The organism is bacterium, assembly GCA_023382385.1.
Classification (GTDB): domain Bacteria; phylum Electryoneota; class RPQS01; order RPQS01; family RPQS01; genus JABWCQ01.
In genome coordinates this window covers 448,651-464,991 of record JAHDVH010000001.1, presented here as the reverse complement: position 1 = coordinate 464,991, position 16,341 = coordinate 448,651, and the positions used below count along the sequence as shown (strand labels likewise).

Genomic DNA, 16,341 nt, shown 5'->3' with positions numbered 1-16,341 from the left:
GGTGGAAGTTGGCCGAATCACTCCCTTCCGTGTTCGGTCACTTTCCCGTCCGGTGCTACGGTTGTAAACTTCGGCGATGGCTCCTCGTACTCACGCAATATCTCTTCCACCGGCACGCCTGTTTTTTCGCTCGCTTCCTGTGGTGACAATCCTTTCAGCTTCACCATGTCTTTGGCGATTCGACGCAAGAAGTCGTTCTTGTTGAACACGAGTTTCATAGGTTAATCCTCGCGCTGATTCCCGCTGTTTTTTCTTTTGGCATCCACCACGGCTGACCTTGAACCCGTTTTCTCTTCGCTTGATTGTCGCCTTCCGCAATGTTCCATACCACTGCAGCAACGCACAATCCAATAGAACCATATGCCACAAATCTAAATGTGTTCCGGCGATCAATAGCGTTGTCAAGTGGCTCGCCCGACACTCTTAACCTATCATATTCTTCGATCAAGTCTGATTGCTCGTCTGCCAGAACAAGGCCCAGAATCCCAATAAGCGCGGTTGGCACTGCTGCAATTAACGCTGCTTTGTGATACTCAAACACATGTTGATTCTGTCGTCCTAATGTGCTGTCCGTTGATTGACCGAATGCTGATGCGGATATCAGGCACCCAAATGCGATTGTCACGAGGATTTTCCCCATCCCCTTCTCCTTGTTAACTGCTGCACCACAATTTCCGAAAAATCAACCTGCATTAGCAAAAACAAGCAATTGCACTTAAGAACCTCCTCACAATTCTTCTTCCCATCCTATAGCTGTTAGAAGGGCAGTGGGCCACAGCATGTAGCCTGTGAATTCTGATTCACATCTTGCGAGAGGCAAACTGTGCTATTATCTTGAACACGTGTTCAATTATCTTTATCTAATTCCTTAATTACTTCTATGATATGATTTCCAGCATCGACCATAGCCCGTTGAATTCTGTACAAGCGACCGTCATCCAGTCTGAAGCCATCAGGGACTTCCAGCTCAACCACGATTCGGCGGCGGGCGGTACGTTCCGGCTGATCATCCGGCTCGAGGAAATAGTCGTCCGGAAAGCCCAGAGCACGGGCAATCAAGCGGCGGGTGGCAGTTGTGGGAACAGCAACCCCACGCTGAATCTTGCCGAGTGCTTGGGGGGAAATCCCAACCTCCCGGACAATCCGCGCCTTGGCTCCTCTTTGGGTCAGCGCCTTCCGTAGTTCGCTAACCTTATCCATTTCAGACGTTTATAAGAAAGTTGATGTTAGTTCTCTTTTTACTTGACAAATAGAAACAAATAGCGTATTTTTAGGCCATTGAATTAAACAACCCCGCGCCGCTGACAATCCTGCCAGACCACAGCGGCGGGGGCACCTGAATAACCACCCTTGAAAGGGAGGCTTTCATTTGAAAGATACAGTAAAAGTCACGGCGAGTCAAGCTGAGACGCTTCAGGATTTCACGCCACAGCAAGTGGCTAACATCCTTGGTCGATCACGCTCGTGGGTGATGAAGCACCGGCATCTCTTTGTAGAGTATCCGGTTCCGGGGCGGGGGAAAACCGCCACGGAAGTTCGGTTCACCCGTAAATCAGTCGCGGTTTACGTAGAGCATCTGCGCAGTGCCGCGAATGGCAATGGTGCGGAAGAGCATGAGTCGGTAGAGCAGATTATCAATCGAGTAAAGGCGAAGCGCGCAGCTGCAGGGCAGTCCCTATAGTTCGCGCTTTTTCTGTTTTCAAAACCCACGGAAGGGCAAAGACATGAAGACTGTAATGGATTACGAAGTCGCAACCAGCGAACTGAACGGCCTGATTGGCTGGACGCCGAACTTCGACAAGCTCTATCCGGCAGGATGGCCACAGGCGTGGGCAGGCTATATCGAGCGTGCCGCCTTCACCTCGTTTCAGTTGACCGGAGACACGTCGTGGTTCTTTGCCACGGATCCGCGTGGCAACACCGAGGAATTGCGCTACAACCGCACTTCGAAGCCAGTGCCGACCGGCTTCACGTGTGACTATCTGCAGTATCTCGACCCGCAGACACCAATGAAGCTGCTCGTGTGGGCGGAGACGAACAGAGTCTCCGAATGGGCCTCCGTCATTGAGCAGGCACGGCAATTGGATTCAAGGCCCGTCATTGGAATCTATGCCAATGGCTCGGTTAGCGTGGACAGCGTCTTTGCGGCGGTCGCTGACCCCTGCGAAGTGGACTGGGCCGTCTTTTGGTGGAACAGGGAAGCACCGAACGCTTTTCCCATATTGAGACAGGTAAGAACAAAACTGAAAGGAACGTGAAATGGGAGTAAAGATTCCCCTCTCGCTGATTGAACCGTTCATTCTGCCGCACATCCCGAACCTTGTGCAGATGGCGGAAGGAACGCTTCCTGCCGAGCAGGAAGAGAAGAAGAAGCTCGCGCAGCTTGCGCTGGCCACCGCCGGAACGGAAGCGGCATGCGCCGTCCTTAAGACCAGCACCAAGCTGGACGACGCGGCCATCGCCGCGCTGATCGCGGACGCCAAGAAGGACATGGCCGCTGCCGGGTGCCCGAACCTTTTCGACGAAGCCGACAAGTGGATCAACTGGTCAGAAGTCTGATCAAAGTCCCCGATGTTGCAGTAAATGTGAAAGCCCCGTCAGTGATGGCGGGGCTTGTAATTCAAAAGGAGAGGCCGTATCTTGTAGCACTCTGAGCCCGGCGCCACACGTTCTACCGTAGAACAAATTATCCGAATTAATACCTAAATAATGAACTTACGTCGAACCCAAAAACACAAAAACAGGCACCTAAATACCTGTTTTTACGATGTGCGCCCACCGCGACTCGAACGCGGAACCCTCAGCTTAGAAGGCTGATGCTCTATCCAGTTGAGCTATGGGCGCGGTCTGACTTCGGACAAGAATACAACAATTGTGTGGAAAGTCAACAGACCCAGATGACGCAAAAAGCAGGAGGTAAATCCTGCTTTTACATGGAGCCGCTGAACGGACTCGAACCGTTGACCTGCTGATTACGAATCAGCTGCTCTACCAGCTGAGCTACAGCGGCGGAATTTTCAAGGGAAACCGAACTATACAAATTCCAGAGGTGTTTGTCAAGTCAGGTATGGTCTGTCTCCCGCCCGAGTTTTTTGCCCGACCTACGCTGGAAGTTGCTCCGGCGCTTGTCGGTTGTCTGCTCCGATACCGTTCATGTTTTGTGCGAATAGTTGAAACGGAAGCTTATACAGATGACGAAGCTTCGCACGGTTTCCGGCGCACACCGCGGTCGGCCATTATGCACGACAGCTTCGGTCATGTCTACGTGTATCGCAGCTACGGCGTTCACTTCTGCTTGAATTTCACGACGGACAGACGGCAGTCGGGGGCCGTGCTGATTCGCGCGGCTGAACCGCTCGAAGGTCTCGCAACGATGCGGCGAAGAAGGGGAGATGTTGCCGACTACGAACTTTGCAAAGGCCCGGGGAATCTCACGCGTGCACTGGGGATTACGCTCGTGCTGAATGAGACAACAGTTGGAGATGCGATATCTGTCTTTGATGGAAGTTGCGCTCAAGTCGCGAAGTCACGCCGCATCGGAATCAGCAAAGCCACCGGCCACCTGTGGCGGTTTTTTGATCGCGAGAGCCGATGTGTAAGCGGGCCGCCCGCGCTGAATCGTCAGGCGTCGCTCTTTTCCCTGACCGGCAACTCGAAGATATCTGAATAGTCCGCCTTCTTCGGCAGATTTTCCGGCGGGACAGGCGGGATTTCGGGCGGCGCCATAGCTTCGAGTTCAGAGAGCGGAATGTAGTAACTCTTGAGACCTTCTGTGCAATTGCGGCACATCTCTTCGACGCGGCCGCGGCGAATCAACTGAGTTCGAAAGCGGTTGTACGGTTCTCCGTGCCAGATTTCACGAAAGTCCTGTTTGAGCGCATTGCCCATCAGGAACTGTTCATCCTTGTCAAAGCAGCAGGGCACGACGTTGCCGTTCCAATCAATCATTGTGGAGTACCACAGTCGTTTGCAGGATTGATACGTGCGTTTTGTCGCCCACTCCTGACCCTGGCGTTCGTAACGTCGCAACGCTTCAAGATCGGGAAGATACTGCGCGGCCTGATCGTCGCTGTAGATTTGCGTCGTCTTGATTTCGACCGTATCCGCTCCCCATTCCTTGGCTTTGGCACGCAGATAGGGAATCTCGTGCTGATTGTGCTTCATCGGGAGCCACTGCATAACCATTCTGGGCCGCTTGCTGCCGCGCCGGTCACGCTGTTTCCTGAACTCTTTCATGTTTTCAACGACGACGTCCAGTTCACCGCCGATGCGATAGATGCGATAGCTGTCAGGAGTCAGCCCGTCGATTGAAAAGACCAGTTCGCAGATTCCGGCATCGAGAAGTCGCGGAATCAGATTGCGACGGTGGAGCAGAGTTCCGTTCGTGGAGACCATCGTATAGATACCTCGGCGAGTCGCTTCGGAGATCATTTCGGGAAGCTGATCATTGATGGTCGGTTCACCCTGATTCCAAAGGGCGATGACTTTCACGTATCGTCCGACGTTATCGAGAATCCTCATGTAGTTTTCCAAGGACATCACGCCGAGATCGCGGGTGAGTTCGCGCGCTCCGATGGGACAGAGCGGGCAGCGCAAGTTGCAACGGCTGATCGGCTCGATCATGATGCTGATCGGATAGCCCCAGATCAGCGGACGTTTGACGACATGGGACAGAGCATAGCCACACGACAGTGCGGTCAGATTAGCAATGAATCCGGGATGTAATGACAATCCACGCGGCAGCACGGTCCACTCCTTTGACAAAGTTGCCGATAATCTAATGGGTTTTCACTTTAGATGCAACGCTTTCGCCCTGCACTATGTTTCCTCCCCGATCGCGAGAGGGTTCCATCTCCGAGTTGCCGGTGAGGATATGAAGAGATTTGTTGTCATAGCGATTGCGGCTACCTTTTGCGCTATTGTGTCCTGTAATGACGCGGGCAGGCACGCAACGTTGCGGGAGGGCGAGTCCGGTCCGTTTCCGTCCGACTGGTTCATGCTGCAGAGAAGCTGGCCCGATGCGCAGGTTGACGCCGAAAGAGTCTTGGCCGGCGCGAGACGCGCAATGGAAATGCGGCGCAACACGCTGGATGAAGATCCGATGTGGATTGATGCCGGCCCGACGAACATCGGCGGACGACTGACGGACATCGCGGGTCATCCGACCGATGACAACATCCTCTATATTGGCACGGCGAGCGGGGGGATATTCAAGTCCACAGACGCGGGTGTCAGCTGGTTCCCGATCTTCGACGATTCTCCGACTCCCAGTGTTGGAGCGCTAGCGATTGACCCGAGCAATCCCAGTGTAATCTACTGCGGAACAGGTGAAGCAAACTCCGCTGGTTACAGTTACTTCGGGTCGGGAGTTTACAAGAGCACCAATGCCGGCGTGAGTTGGTCGCAAAGCGGATTGGCGGGAAGCCGCTATATCTCGCGCGTCGTCGTGCATCCGGAGAATTCCAGTCACGTTTGGGTCGCTGCGATGGGAGAACTATTCGCGCCGGGGGGAGAGCGGGGAGTCTACTTTAGCGACAACAGCGGCGCCACGTGGGAACGATTACTTTTTGTGAATGATACGACGGGTGCTTCCGACGTTGTTGTGCATCCAGAGAATCCTGATATAGTTTACGCCGCGATGTGGCAACGCTACCGGAGCGCTGAGCACAGAGTCGCCGGCGGTCGAGGCACAGGGATATACAAGTCGACCAATCGCGGGCAGAACTGGACGAGGCTCACATCCGGACTTCCGCCCGTCGGTGACTATGTCGGCCGTATTGGGCTGGCGATCTCGCATTCAAATCCAAACATACTCTACGCGATCTATGCGGATCACCCTGGTTACTTCCTGGGTCTGTATCGGACGAACGACGGGGGAGAATCGTGGACAAGGACGAATGACGAATCGCTGTCGAACATGTACTCGAATTTTGGCTGGTACTTCGGCAACGTCCGAGTGCGGCCGGATAATCCGGACGTGGTCTTTGCGCTCGGTGTGACACTCCATAGGTCAACTAATGGCGGGACCACGTGGACGGAAATCGGCGGCGACGTGCACGTGGATCATCATGCGCTCTGGTTTGATCCCCAGCAACCGTTCCGGTTCTATTTGGGTAATGACGGAGGATTGTACCGGACGCTGAACAACGGAAACAGTTTTCAGGACTTGAACAACTTTCCGGCGATCCAGTATTATGCCGGAACATATGACGCTCAACAACCTCACAGGCTTTATGGCGGCACGCAAGACAACGGAACGCTGCGTTCATTGAGTGGAGACATAGACGATTATGAACGAATCTACGGAGGGGATGGATTCTACACTATTGTAGATCCGGCCAATAACAGCTATATTTACGCTGAATATCAATACGGGGGATTAGGCAGGAGCACGAACGGCGGAAACAGTTTCACCTGGGCGCTCAACGGGATTGACGACTCGGAACGGCGCAACTGGTCCACACCTGTCGTTCTCGATCCAAACAATTCACACGTTCTCTACTACGGCGCGCAGAGAGTGTATCGCTCTGAGAATCGCGCACAATCTTGGGCTGCGATTAGTCCGGATCTGACGAATGGGCCGGGCAGCGGGAATCTTGTGTTTGGTACGATTACGACGATTGCCGTCTCGCCTGCAAGTTCGCAGGTCATCTGGGCGGGAACAGATGACGCGAATGTTTGGATCAGTGTGAACGCGGGTGCATCCTGGGAGTTACGCAACGGAGGTTTGCCTCAGCGCTGGATAACGCGCGTCGTTCCGCACCCCGTCAATCAAAATGAGGCTCTGGTGACGATTTCAGGGTATCGGAATACGGAACAGCAGGCCCATCTCTACCGGACTACCGACTACGGGGTAACCTGGATTGAAATAGGCTCCGAGCTGCCCGATGTTCCGCTGAACGATGTGGTCATCGATGACGAATACTTGAATCGTCTCTATGCGGCCTCGGACTTTGGAATCTTCTGGAGTCAAGACTACGGTATGAGCTGGAGCCCGTTAGGCAGAGGCTTGCCGCCAGTGCCGACGCTCGATTTAATCTTAGACCAACCGCAGCGCAGGCTCATTGCTGCGACCTACGGCAGATCGTTCGTGACGCTTACGCTTGATTCTCTTGGCGTCAATCACGCTCCGCGTATTGTTTCACTGTTGCCGGTGCCGGCTGAAGACGGCTACTACTACACGCAGCTCGGCCAGACTGTTGAGTTCAGTGTCGAGGCTGTGGACGAGGACGGCGATGAATTGAGCTACGCATGGACTCTCGATGGGCTGCTTGAGTCTGATCAATCGGTTTTCTCTTATCAGTTCAACGTGTTGGGATATCACCACTTTCAAATTGACGTCAGCGACGGAGAACTCTTCGCCAGAGACTCGGTCAGGGTCATCGTTTATGACTCGACGGAAGCTTCCGAGACTCCGCCATCGCTGCCGCGGACATTTGAACTGTCAGCTTACCCGAATCCTTTCAATAGTGAAGTGCGAGTTACGTTAGCTTTGCCGCGAGACGGGGGCACCAACGCCGACGTCTATGACATTACGGGACGGCATGCGAGTCTTTTGCATGCAGGACATCTGAACGCAGGCTTGCACGAGTTTTCCTGGCGGCCGGAGCGTGCGTCAAGCGGGGTTTATTTTCTCGTTGTTAAGTACGGACACATTGTGGAAAATCGCAAACTAATCTACCTAAAATGAAAACTTGGACTGCAGCAATGTTGGCGTTTGTTTGTGGTTTTGCCTGCTCGACTCTGAATGCGCAGGATACGCTTCGTGTCATGACGTACAACGTTTTGAACTTCTCGTCGTCGAGCGGTGACCGGCTTGATGAATTGCGGATAGTATTCAATCACTCCGGCCCGCAGATCATCGTATTGCAGGAAATCATTGACGGCGGCGCCGTGAACAATATATTGAATCAAGTGCTGCTTCCGCAAGATCCTGATTGGAGGGCGGCGACTTTTGTGAACGGGCCTGACACGGACAACGCTTGCTTTTACTTGTCCTCGCGCGTCATGCTGGAAAGTCAGCGGCAGATTCCCACGCAGCTCAGAGATTTCACTGAGTACGTATTCTCGAGCGACGCAATGATAAATGAGACCTTTCGAATCTACTCCGCTCACTTGAAGGCAAGCTCGGGCAGTGAGAACGAGATGCGACGCCTTCTGGAGTGTCAGATCCTGCGAAGTGAATTGAACCTGCTTCCGCCCGGCACACACTTCATGATGGCCGGAGACTTCAACTTGTATTCTTCATTCGAACCTGCATACCAGCATTTGCTCAGCCTTGGTGAAAATCCGGAGGGCAGGCTCCTCGATCCGATCAACCGGCCTGGTGCTTGGAACAACAGCATATCGTTTGCGGAGATTCACACACAGTCTCCGCGCACTCAGTCCATTGGCGGCGGTGCGACCGGAGGTCTGGACGACAGGTTCGACTTTATTCTCGTTTCGGCGGCATGGATGGACACAAGCGGAAGTTACGTGATTCCCTCGTCCTATACAGCGGTTGGCAATGACGGCCTTCACTTCAACATGGCCGTTAATGACGGGACGAACTTTGCCGTTCCCGACAGCGTCGCGGATGCACTTCATGATTGCGCCGATCACCTGCCGGTAGTGGTTGATGTAGTGCTGCGTGCGTCACTGGCATCTGATGAAGCTCCTCGTGAGATTGTTCAATCACTCGATCTATTGCATTGTTATCCGAATCCTTTTAACTCTGTTCTGAACATTGAGGTTAACGCATTGCATCAGGGCGGGGAGTTAGCCGTTTACAACGTTTTGGGCAGAGAACTCTCAAGAGTCGACGTTTCTCCGTCAACTTCGGTTTCTTCCTTGAAAGTTGATTTTACCGGATTTTCGTCAGGTCAATACTTTATCACCGTTAAGCATGGCGGCGTGATTTCGACGTCGCGTGTGGTATATCAAAAGTAGTTCTTAATTGAGTTATCCAGTAGTAGCAATAGTCGGCCGGCCCAATGTCGGCAAGTCGACGATATTCAATCGCATGACACGCAGCAATCGGGCGATCACGTCGCCTGAACCCGGCGTCACGCGTGACAGGCATGTCGGAGTTGCGGAGTTTGAAGGGCGCGAGTTTCTGGTGATGGATACCGGAGGCTGGGTTCCAAGGTCTGAAGAGTTGTTTGACGCCGCCATTCGCGAACAAGTTCAATTCGCGTTGGAAGAGTGTGATGTAGTACTGTTCGTGGGCGATGCACAGACGGGGCCGACAGATTCCGATCTGGATATCGCGCAAATGCTGAAGCGCTCTGATCGCCCGGTGTTGGTTACCGTGAATAAAGCGGACAATAGCAGCATTGAGATGGAGGCTCCAAGTTTCTATACGCTGGGTCTGGGAGATCCGCTACCCATCAGCGCCGTGCAGGGGTACGGGTTTGCAGAATTGCTGGAGAAGATTGTCGAGAGTCTGCCGGTCAGCGGCGAAAAAACTGTTGAAAGACCCCGGCCACTGGTCGCCGTGATTGGCAGACCGAACGTCGGGAAGTCCTCACTGGTCAATGCTCTGCTCGGCGAGGATCGACACATGGTCACTGACATTGCCGGCACGACGCGCGATGCGATTGACAGCGTCGTCCGGTTCTACAAGCAGCCGTTGACGTTGATCGACACAGCGGGATTGCGCCGTAAAACCAAAGTGGAAGAGGCTCTGGAGTTCTACACGACCGTCAGGACGCAAAAAGCGCTTAAAGAGTGCGATGTCGCGGTTGTCATGGTCGAAGCACAGGCGGGTCTGCTTGCGCAAGACGTGCGGATTCTGCAGGAGGCGGTGACATACGGAAAGGGAGTACTCCTGTGTCTGAACAAGTGGGATTTGGTTGAAAAGGACGACAAGACCGCCGGACTGATAGCTGAAGAGATTGACGAGAGACTGGCAAATTTGAGCTACATCGAGAAACTCTTCATTTCTGCGAAGGACAGCCTGCGCGTGCATAAGGTGCTCGAACTTGTTCTACGGATTCACGAAGAGCGCCAGAAACGCATTTCCACCGGTGAGTTGAATCGTTTTCTCGAAAAGCTCATGGAACGGCAGCCGCCGCCTGCGGTGAAGGCTCGCGATCTAAGATTGTCTTATGTGACACAAGCTGACGCGGAACCGCCTACTTTCATTCTTTTCTCGCGTTGGGCGGATCTTATTCCTGACAATTACAAGCTCTTTCTCGAACGTCAGATCCGGCAGCAATACGGTTTCAACGGAGTGCCAATTCGCTTGTTCTTTCGTTCCAAACGCACGTGAAAGCCGCTTCGGCACAAGTCGTGATCCCCGGGATCGAGGGGCAGTACTCTTATCTGGTTCCGCGTGAGTTGTCCGCTGTCATCGTGCGGGGCACGAGAGTTCTCTTGCCGTTTCGTTCGCGCCGAGTCACAGGATTTGTCGTGGACGTTAACGCGCAAGCCGTGGCCGAAGCGACACGCTCAATCGAGCAGGTACTCGATAAGGCTCCGGCATTCTCTGAAGACCTGCTCGAGTTTACCAAGTGGATTGCAGAGTATTATCTTTGCACGTGGGGCGACGCGCTGCGCGCTGCCCTGCCCGCAGGCCTCGACGCGGAAGATCAGTTCAGATTCACGCTTTCTCTGCAGCAGCATGCCCAGCTCGGTCTCGGTGACACTGGCTACTCACCGGAGATATCTGAACTGCTGACTGCTCTTGAAGAGTCTCCGCTGACTGCAAGACAGATCCAGAGTCGGTTTGGAATTGATCCGGACGGTCAGGAGATTCGGAAGCTGAAGCAGAACGGCCGTATTGAGTATAAACCGTTTCTGAGAGGTCCGCGTACGTCTGACCAAATTGAGCGGCTGATCGAGTTGTCTGACTTGGCTCGCGCGGGTCTTGCGGACGATTCCCTTTGGACGTTTGTTTCGACACGCAGCGCGCAGCGGATTCTCCGGGAGCTTCGCGATGCACCGGGAATGAGTATGCCGCGTCGCCAGCTTCTGCGTGGGGCAAGCAGACAGAGACGCGAAGCATTGGATGAATTGTTGAAGAGCGGGTTTGTGTGTGAGCGCGTCGAGGTGCTGTCACGTTGGAAACCAAACCAGATACCGGTGTTATCAGAGGAACCGGATGCACCTCTAACGCTGCATCAAGAGAATGCGCTCGGTCATTTGCGCAAAGCAATCGAAGCCGCGGAGTTTCGCGGTTTTTTGCTCTACGGAGTGACCGGCTCGGGCAAGACGCGAGTTTACATAGAAGCAATCAAGCAAGTGCTCGCCATGGGGAAGACGGCGTTGGTGCTCGTGCCGGAAATTTCGCTCACTCCCGTGCTCTGGGGCAGGTTCCGGGCGGCACTCGGTGAAGCTGTGGCCATTCAACATAGTGCGCAACCCTCTGCGGTGCGGTATGATCTCTGGCGAGGCATCGCGAACGGTGAATACCCGGTCGTCATTGGCGCGCGCTCTGCTGTTTTCAGCCCCTTGCCCCGACTCGGCTTGATAGTCATTGACGAAGAACACGAGGCGTCCTACAAACAGACTGAGGGCGCTCCTCGTTACTCCGCCAGAGACGCCGCGTTGTTTCGTGCCCGCAGCACAAACGCTGTCGCGATACTTGGCAGTGCGACACCGTCGTTGGAGAGTGTCGCTGCTGTCGAACAGGGCAAGCTCACCCTGCTATCTCTGCCGGAGCGTGTCACAGGCTCGCAGATGCCGCTCGTGCGAACGGTAACTCCCGAGGTAGACGTTGAGGGCGTTGCCGATCCGGAGGCAAGCGAAGCGGAGTCTGAAACTCCTGACCGTGTGCTCTCTCGAGAAGCGATTGATTCACTGGAACGTGTCATCTCATCAGGGAAGCAGGCCGTTGTTTTGCAGAATCGGAGAGGGTTTGCACCTTTTCTGATCTGCAGGCATTGCGGCAAGCTGTTTGAGTGTCCGAACTGCTCTGTCTCGCTGACCTATCATCGTCCGGGCAAGATCCTGCTCTGTCACTATTGTCATCACAAGGACGACGCTCCCACTCTGTGTCCGGCGTGCGGCGCGGATGACCTGTCGCTGTGTGGCAGCGGGACACAACGAGTGGCGGACGAGTTATCAGAGTTGCTGCCGGACGTTCGAGTCGCGCGCATGGATTCCGACGCGATGGCAAGAATTGGTGCGCATGACCGACTCTTATCCGAATTCGCAGAAGGGAAGTTCGACGTGCTCGTCGGGACACAAATGGTTGCCAAGGGGCTGGACTTCCCCGGTGTTGAGCTTGCAATTGTTGCCGATGCGGACACGGAACTGTTTTATCCGGACTTCCGTGCCAGCGAGAGGGGAGCGAGCCTGTTGATGCAATTGTCCGGTCGTGCCGGGCGGGCTTCGACCAATGGCCGCGTGCTTCTGCAAACGCGTGCGCCAGACCATCCGGCAATCAGGACTGCCTTGGAGGGAGATTGGCTGAGCTTTGCACAGCAAGAACTCGTTCATAGGGAAGCGAGCGGTTTTCCGCCATACTTCAGACTTGTGCTACTGCGGGCAATCGGGCCGGATGAATCTGAAGTTGCGCGGGCGATGTTGTTCTGCAAGCGGCGGCTCGAAGGAAACCGAGAACTTGGGCTATTAGGCCCCTCGCCGTGCGCGGTAGTCAAAGTGAAGAATCGGTATCGCTACCAGATTCTGGTGCGAATCTCGCGCACTGCTGACCCCACAGGCAAAGTTCTCCGCCAGGCTGTCAGAGAGTTCTTGTCCGAAGTTCGAAACTCAAACGAGCACAAGCGCGTGCAATGGGAAGTTGATGTTGATCCGGCTGCTACTGCTTAGCTGCCTTCTGGTATGGGGAGACGGGCTGGCCTCACGTGCCGGAGACTACCTCACGCGGGACTATGGCCGTTTCGCGGTTACCTATTGTCCCGAGGATTCTGCACTGGCAGACAGACTTGTCTCCCAGTTGGAGCGCAGGCTCCCGATTCTGCTGGAAAGGTTGAAGCTGCCGGCACCTGACTCCGTGCGATTTGTGATTACTCCAAGTGCGGAAGAGTGGGGGCGCGTGACCGCGGGAAGCCCGCTGTGGGCTAACGGTATAGCCTATCCCGCCCAGGGGGTTGCCGTGCTGAAGTCACCAAGATTCAACGTCAATGGTGGACCTTTTGAGGAAACTGCCGTTCATGAGTTTGTGCATCTGTTGCTCGAGACTGGGGTACGGGGTGCAGGCTTCCCCCGCTGGTTTGATGAGGGGCTTGCGCAATTCATGGCAGGACAGCAGGAGTTCTATGACCTGCAGGTGTTGAGCCGCGCGGCGGCATCCGGAAGGCTTATGAGATTCTGGGACATTCAGGGACTCATGAGTATGAATGCGGCTGACGCGCGACAGGGTTATGCCCAGTCATTGGCAGCGATTGAAGACCTTTGGAACCGCTTCGGCGATGGCGGACTTTCGAATTTGATTAGTCAGGTCAGAGCAGGCAGGAATTTTGATGACGCCTTTGCATCGTTGTTCGGGATGCCCAGCGGACAGTTCGAAAGTCAGCATCTTGGTTTACTGCGTGAACGTTACGGGTCAAAGCTCTGGACTGACGGCGAGTTGTGGATTTCGGTATTGTTTGCTATTCTTGTCTTGGTTGCGGGCGCTGTTGCCTTTTTGCGCCGCAAGAAGACTGTTGAACGTTGGCGGAGAGAACATCTCGCAGAGGAGATTGAAGTGCCGCGTGACGTGCCTTACGTTGTCAATTACACGTTAGTCCGGGAAAGGCGGCAGGAGGATGAGGACCCAGAGGAGGGGAATCGGCCTGATCGTCCGTTGCCGGGAAACTAATTCATGGAGAAGCGAGTGCGCATATTCATCTTAACCGTCATGGTCTTGTTAAGCGCAATCAGAGCCTACGCTGGGACAGGGACAACGGGTTATGAGCTGTTCAGGACTGATGGGTTTGCCAGGTCTTCGGCTCTTGCTGGTAGTGGAGTTGCCATGGCTGGTGACTTGTCGGCACTGCAGACGAATCCGGCGGGCTTAGCTGTCTTGGAGGGCAGAAGCGCGGCCGCAAGCTTCACCAAGCACGTGCTGGACATAAATCAGGGCACACTTGCCTTCGCGAACAGAGTTTCAGAGAAGCTTATCTGGGCTGCCGGCTTAGACTATTTGAGTTACGGGTCTTTTGACCGCGCAGATGAAAACGGATTCCAGAGCGGTGAGTTTGGTGCTTCTGACTTCCAGCTTCGCGGGGCGGTAGCGCATACTTTTCGGGGAGACGTGAGGTTGGGCGGGGTCCTGAAGTATCAGTATCGGGATATTGATGGGATCGCCGCCACCGCTATCGCGACAGACCTCGGAATCCAATATGAGACGGGGTTCAATGACTGGACGGTGGGGGCAGCAATCAAGTCACTTGGCATGGCAACAAGTGCATTTTTGAGTGAAAAAGACGACCTGCCTACCAGTTACGAGCTTGGATTTTCTGTTCCGCTTGAACATCTTCCCGTAAAGTTCAATATGACGGGAGCATACGTCAGTCAAGACGGACTTGAAGCAAGGGGTGGATTGGAGGTAAGCTTCACTCCTCAGTTCTTTGCCCGCCTCGGCTATTCGACTATTGGCATCGACCAGCGAACCGGTCTTTCCTCTGATACCTTTGCTGGATTCTCTGCGGGTCTAGGATTGAAAATAAAGCACTTGTCATTTGATTACGCTCTTACTTCTCACGGGGAAATCGGGTTTCTAAACCGATTCACAGTGGGGACTTCGCTGTAGAATAAACTTCTGGTTTGCCCAGGTGTCTAAAGGGTAGATGTGCAAGGTCCGGACGAGAAAGATGATGTGCAGCTCGTCCAAGCTGCGCAAACTGGTAATGAGTCGGCTTTTAACATCCTCGTATTGCGACACCGATTGTCTGTTTATCATACAATTATCGGTTTGGTCGGAGATCGGGACGAAGCCGAAGACTTGACGCAAGATGCCTTCGTCAAGGCGTACGAAAACCTTGCGACGTTCCGGGCAGGTTCTTCGTTCTACACGTGGCTTTACCGCATTGCTGTCAACTTGAGTTTGAATCGCTTGCGGGCAAGAAAGGTTCGATCGTTCTTCAGGCTGGATAGTGACGAAATGGTGCTTCCGGCTCCCGACGAGACTGATGCTTCAGTCGAGCAGGCCGAATTCATGCAGCGGGCAAGGGGAGCAATTATGAAGCTTCCGGACAAGCAGCGCGCAGTATTTATCCTGAGGTATTTCCGAGAATTGTCGCATGCTGAGATTGCCGAGATCATGGATCGCGACATTGGAACTATCAAGGCAAACTACCATCAGGCGATCAAGAAACTGAGAGACCAATTGGGTCCATACGTGCGAGGAGATGATGAGTAAACCCCCGCATTTCGGGAATATATATCATTTGAACCTGATTCAAAATGACATCCAGAGCACAAGATAGCACAGCCAATAGTTCGCTGAGTCTGCCTGTCGAACGCGCACTTTGGGGACCACCGAAGAGCGGCGATGGTGAGTTTCTTGTTGCCTTGCGCTCGCGATTGGCCACGCACGGAAACCCATCCAAAGCTTGGCTATCTCGTCCCAAGTTAGCCCTTATCACCGCATGCTCGTTGTGCTTGATTGTCGCAGTTTGGCTGCCCGGACGATTCAACGAAGGGATCGGGCTTCCGCTTGAAAGTGCCGATCTAACGTCTATGATTGAGGCAGCTGCTGATGCTGGTATAAGTTCCCAAGATTTGGCAGTTTATCTTGACTTGTCCACCATTGTATATGAAGATGGTCAGGAGTCGGAGTTTATATTAGATCCGTTGTCAACTGATGATTTGCTTGCGCTGGAAGATGATGACTTTAACCTGATCCTGGCAGAACTTCAGCAAACCCATTTCTTTTAAAGAATTATGAAACTGGTTCTCCACATTTTCCTAGCCTTGGCAATCGTAGCCGGTTCCGCGTCTGCGCAGAAACACCGTGGTCCACCTGACGAGAAGCGTGAGCGCTTGGAAACTGTCATCATTGGCAAGTTTGCCGAAGAACTTGAGCTGACACCGGCTCAGGCCGAGAAGTTCTATCCCCGACTCCGTCAGTATCGGAGCGAAACGGATGACCTGCAGCGTCAGCTGACAGAGTCCCGCCGTCGGCTGGACGTGCTGTCCTCCGACAAGAGTGCGGACAGCAAGGAAGTAAAGGAGCTCATTTCAAGTAACAAACGGTTACAGACCGAAATCCTGACCAAACGTGAAGCTATGCTGAGCGACATGTCGGAGTTCCTGACCCCGCAGCAAGTTTCCCGATGCTCAGTTTTGCTGGATGAGTTGCCTCGCCGGTTGAGACAGTTGATGAATGAGCGAGGGCGTGAACGTGAGGATGAACCGCCTCGTAGAGGTAGGTATTAGAGCTAAGGCCCCTCTGGGGCCTTTTTTTCTTGT

At 54.0% G+C, this 16,341-nt stretch carries 17 protein-coding genes and 2 tRNA genes; 14 read left to right on the top strand and 5 right to left on the bottom strand.

Annotation, left to right across the window (positions count from 1 at the left end; all coding sequences use genetic code 11):
- Nucleotides 1-17: 17 nt before the first annotated feature.
- Together KJZ99_02150 and KJZ99_02145 are read right to left on the bottom strand one after the other, a co-directional pair.
- Nucleotides 18-218, bottom strand: a complete 201-nt coding sequence (locus KJZ99_02150) for a hypothetical protein (protein ID MCL4304691.1) — start codon at nt 216-218, stop codon at nt 18-20.
- On the bottom strand, nt 215-640 hold the full coding sequence (locus KJZ99_02145; GenBank protein MCL4304690.1) for a hypothetical protein: 426 nt from the start codon (nt 638-640) through the stop codon (nt 215-217). The genes KJZ99_02150 and KJZ99_02145 overlap by 4 nt, the downstream gene beginning before the upstream one ends.
- Nucleotides 641-885: 245 nt before the next feature.
- Here KJZ99_02145 and KJZ99_02140 point away from each other — a divergent pair, with 245 nt between their 5' ends.
- From KJZ99_02140 to KJZ99_02125, 4 genes are all read left to right on the top strand, one after another.
- Nucleotides 886-1,182, top strand: a complete 297-nt coding sequence (locus KJZ99_02140; protein MCL4304689.1) for a hypothetical protein — start codon at nt 886-888, stop codon at nt 1,180-1,182.
- A 187-nt stretch (nt 1,183-1,369) separates the two neighbouring features.
- A complete protein-coding gene (locus KJZ99_02135; GenBank protein ID MCL4304688.1) occupies nt 1,370-1,681 on the top strand; it encodes a hypothetical protein in 312 nt (103 codons plus the stop codon).
- A 43-nt stretch (nt 1,682-1,724) separates the two neighbouring features.
- Nucleotides 1,725-2,258 (top strand): hypothetical protein, encoded by a 534-nt coding sequence (locus tag KJZ99_02130; protein MCL4304687.1) that lies wholly within the window; start codon nt 1,725-1,727, stop codon nt 2,256-2,258.
- Nucleotide 2,259: 1 nt separating this feature from the next.
- Entirely contained in the window at nt 2,260-2,559 is a 300-nt protein-coding gene (locus KJZ99_02125; GenBank protein ID MCL4304686.1) for a hypothetical protein, read from the top strand.
- A gap of 211 nt (nt 2,560-2,770) precedes the next feature.
- Here KJZ99_02125 and KJZ99_02120 read toward each other — a convergent pair.
- A tRNA-Arg gene (locus KJZ99_02120) sits at nt 2,771-2,844 on the bottom strand.
- Nucleotides 2,845-2,934: 90 nt separating this feature from the next.
- A tRNA-Thr gene (locus KJZ99_02115) sits at nt 2,935-3,010 on the bottom strand.
- A 57-nt stretch (nt 3,011-3,067) separates the two neighbouring features.
- Here KJZ99_02115 and KJZ99_02110 point away from each other — a divergent pair.
- Nucleotides 3,068-3,670, top strand: a complete 603-nt coding sequence (locus KJZ99_02110) for a DNA-3-methyladenine glycosylase (protein ID MCL4304685.1) — start codon at nt 3,068-3,070, stop codon at nt 3,668-3,670.
- Here KJZ99_02110 and KJZ99_02105 read toward each other — a convergent pair.
- Nucleotides 3,622-4,746 carry an SPASM domain-containing protein gene (locus KJZ99_02105; GenBank protein ID MCL4304684.1) on the bottom strand — a complete coding sequence of 375 codons (1,125 nt, stop codon included), beginning with the start codon at nt 4,744-4,746 and terminating at the stop codon, nt 3,622-3,624. The genes KJZ99_02110 and KJZ99_02105 overlap by 49 nt on opposite strands.
- A gap of 127 nt (nt 4,747-4,873) precedes the next feature.
- Between KJZ99_02105 and KJZ99_02100 the strand changes: the two genes are divergently transcribed.
- From KJZ99_02100 to KJZ99_02060, 9 genes are all read left to right on the top strand, one after another.
- Nucleotides 4,874-7,690 (top strand): T9SS type A sorting domain-containing protein, encoded by a 2,817-nt coding sequence (locus tag KJZ99_02100; protein MCL4304683.1) that lies wholly within the window; start codon nt 4,874-4,876, stop codon nt 7,688-7,690.
- On the top strand, nt 7,687-8,928 hold the full coding sequence (locus tag KJZ99_02095; GenBank protein MCL4304682.1) for a T9SS type A sorting domain-containing protein: 1,242 nt from the start codon (nt 7,687-7,689) through the stop codon (nt 8,926-8,928). Before KJZ99_02100 ends, KJZ99_02095 begins: the two co-directional genes overlap by 4 nt.
- Nucleotides 8,929-8,935: 7 nt before the next feature.
- The gene (der, locus tag KJZ99_02090; GenBank protein MCL4304681.1) at nt 8,936-10,252 is read left to right on the top strand and encodes a ribosome biogenesis GTPase Der; all 1,317 of its coding nucleotides are present in this window, start codon (nt 8,936-8,938) and stop codon (nt 10,250-10,252) included.
- Nucleotides 10,249-12,756 (top strand): primosomal protein N', encoded by a 2,508-nt coding sequence (gene priA / locus KJZ99_02085; GenBank protein MCL4304680.1) that lies wholly within the window; start codon nt 10,249-10,251, stop codon nt 12,754-12,756. Before der ends, priA begins: the two co-directional genes overlap by 4 nt.
- On the top strand, nt 12,731-13,747 hold the full coding sequence (locus KJZ99_02080) for a hypothetical protein (GenBank protein MCL4304679.1): 1,017 nt from the start codon (nt 12,731-12,733) through the stop codon (nt 13,745-13,747). The genes priA and KJZ99_02080 overlap by 26 nt, the downstream gene beginning before the upstream one ends.
- Nucleotides 13,748-13,750: 3 nt before the next feature.
- Nucleotides 13,751-14,680 carry a PorV/PorQ family protein gene (locus tag KJZ99_02075; protein ID MCL4304678.1) on the top strand — a complete coding sequence of 310 codons (930 nt, stop codon included), beginning with the start codon at nt 13,751-13,753 and terminating at the stop codon, nt 14,678-14,680.
- 66 nt (nt 14,681-14,746) lie between these two features.
- Entirely contained in the window at nt 14,747-15,289 is a 543-nt protein-coding gene (locus tag KJZ99_02070) for a sigma-70 family RNA polymerase sigma factor (protein ID MCL4304677.1), read from the top strand.
- A gap of 44 nt (nt 15,290-15,333) precedes the next feature.
- Nucleotides 15,334-15,807: a hypothetical protein gene (locus tag KJZ99_02065; GenBank protein MCL4304676.1), complete on the top strand. Its 474-nt coding sequence runs from the start codon at nt 15,334-15,336 to the stop codon at nt 15,805-15,807.
- A gap of 6 nt (nt 15,808-15,813) precedes the next feature.
- Nucleotides 15,814-16,308 carry a periplasmic heavy metal sensor gene (locus KJZ99_02060; GenBank protein ID MCL4304675.1) on the top strand — a complete coding sequence of 165 codons (495 nt, stop codon included), beginning with the start codon at nt 15,814-15,816 and terminating at the stop codon, nt 16,306-16,308.
- Nucleotides 16,309-16,341 lie beyond the last annotated feature (33 nt).

What these genes read in the sequence shown, in the direction of transcription:
- KJZ99_02130 (MCL4304687.1), top strand. Translation starts at nt 1,725, where the DNA reads ATGAAGACTGTAATGGATTACGAAGTCGCAACCAGCGAACTGAACGGC.
- KJZ99_02095 (MCL4304682.1), top strand. Translation starts at nt 7,687, where the DNA reads ATGAAAACTTGGACTGCAGCAATGTTGGCGTTTGTTTGTGGTTTTGCC.
- KJZ99_02080 (MCL4304679.1), top strand. Translation starts at nt 12,731, where the DNA reads ATGTTGATCCGGCTGCTACTGCTTAGCTGCCTTCTGGTATGGGGAGAC.
- KJZ99_02145 (MCL4304690.1), bottom strand. Translation starts at nt 640, where the DNA reads ATGGGGAAAATCCTCGTGACAATCGCATTTGGGTGCCTGATATCCGCA.
- KJZ99_02150 (MCL4304691.1), bottom strand. Translation starts at nt 218, where the DNA reads ATGAAACTCGTGTTCAACAAGAACGACTTCTTGCGTCGAATCGCCAAA.
- KJZ99_02060 (MCL4304675.1), top strand. Translation starts at nt 15,814, where the DNA reads ATGAAACTGGTTCTCCACATTTTCCTAGCCTTGGCAATCGTAGCCGGT.
- KJZ99_02140 (MCL4304689.1), top strand. Translation starts at nt 886, where the DNA reads ATGATTTCCAGCATCGACCATAGCCCGTTGAATTCTGTACAAGCGACC.
- KJZ99_02100 (MCL4304683.1), top strand. Translation starts at nt 4,874, where the DNA reads ATGAAGAGATTTGTTGTCATAGCGATTGCGGCTACCTTTTGCGCTATT.
- KJZ99_02075 (MCL4304678.1), top strand. Translation starts at nt 13,751, where the DNA reads ATGGAGAAGCGAGTGCGCATATTCATCTTAACCGTCATGGTCTTGTTA.
- KJZ99_02125 (MCL4304686.1), top strand. Translation starts at nt 2,260, where the DNA reads ATGGGAGTAAAGATTCCCCTCTCGCTGATTGAACCGTTCATTCTGCCG.
- KJZ99_02065 (MCL4304676.1), top strand. Translation starts at nt 15,334, where the DNA reads ATGACATCCAGAGCACAAGATAGCACAGCCAATAGTTCGCTGAGTCTG.
- KJZ99_02110 (MCL4304685.1), top strand. Translation starts at nt 3,068, where the DNA reads ATGGTCTGTCTCCCGCCCGAGTTTTTTGCCCGACCTACGCTGGAAGTT.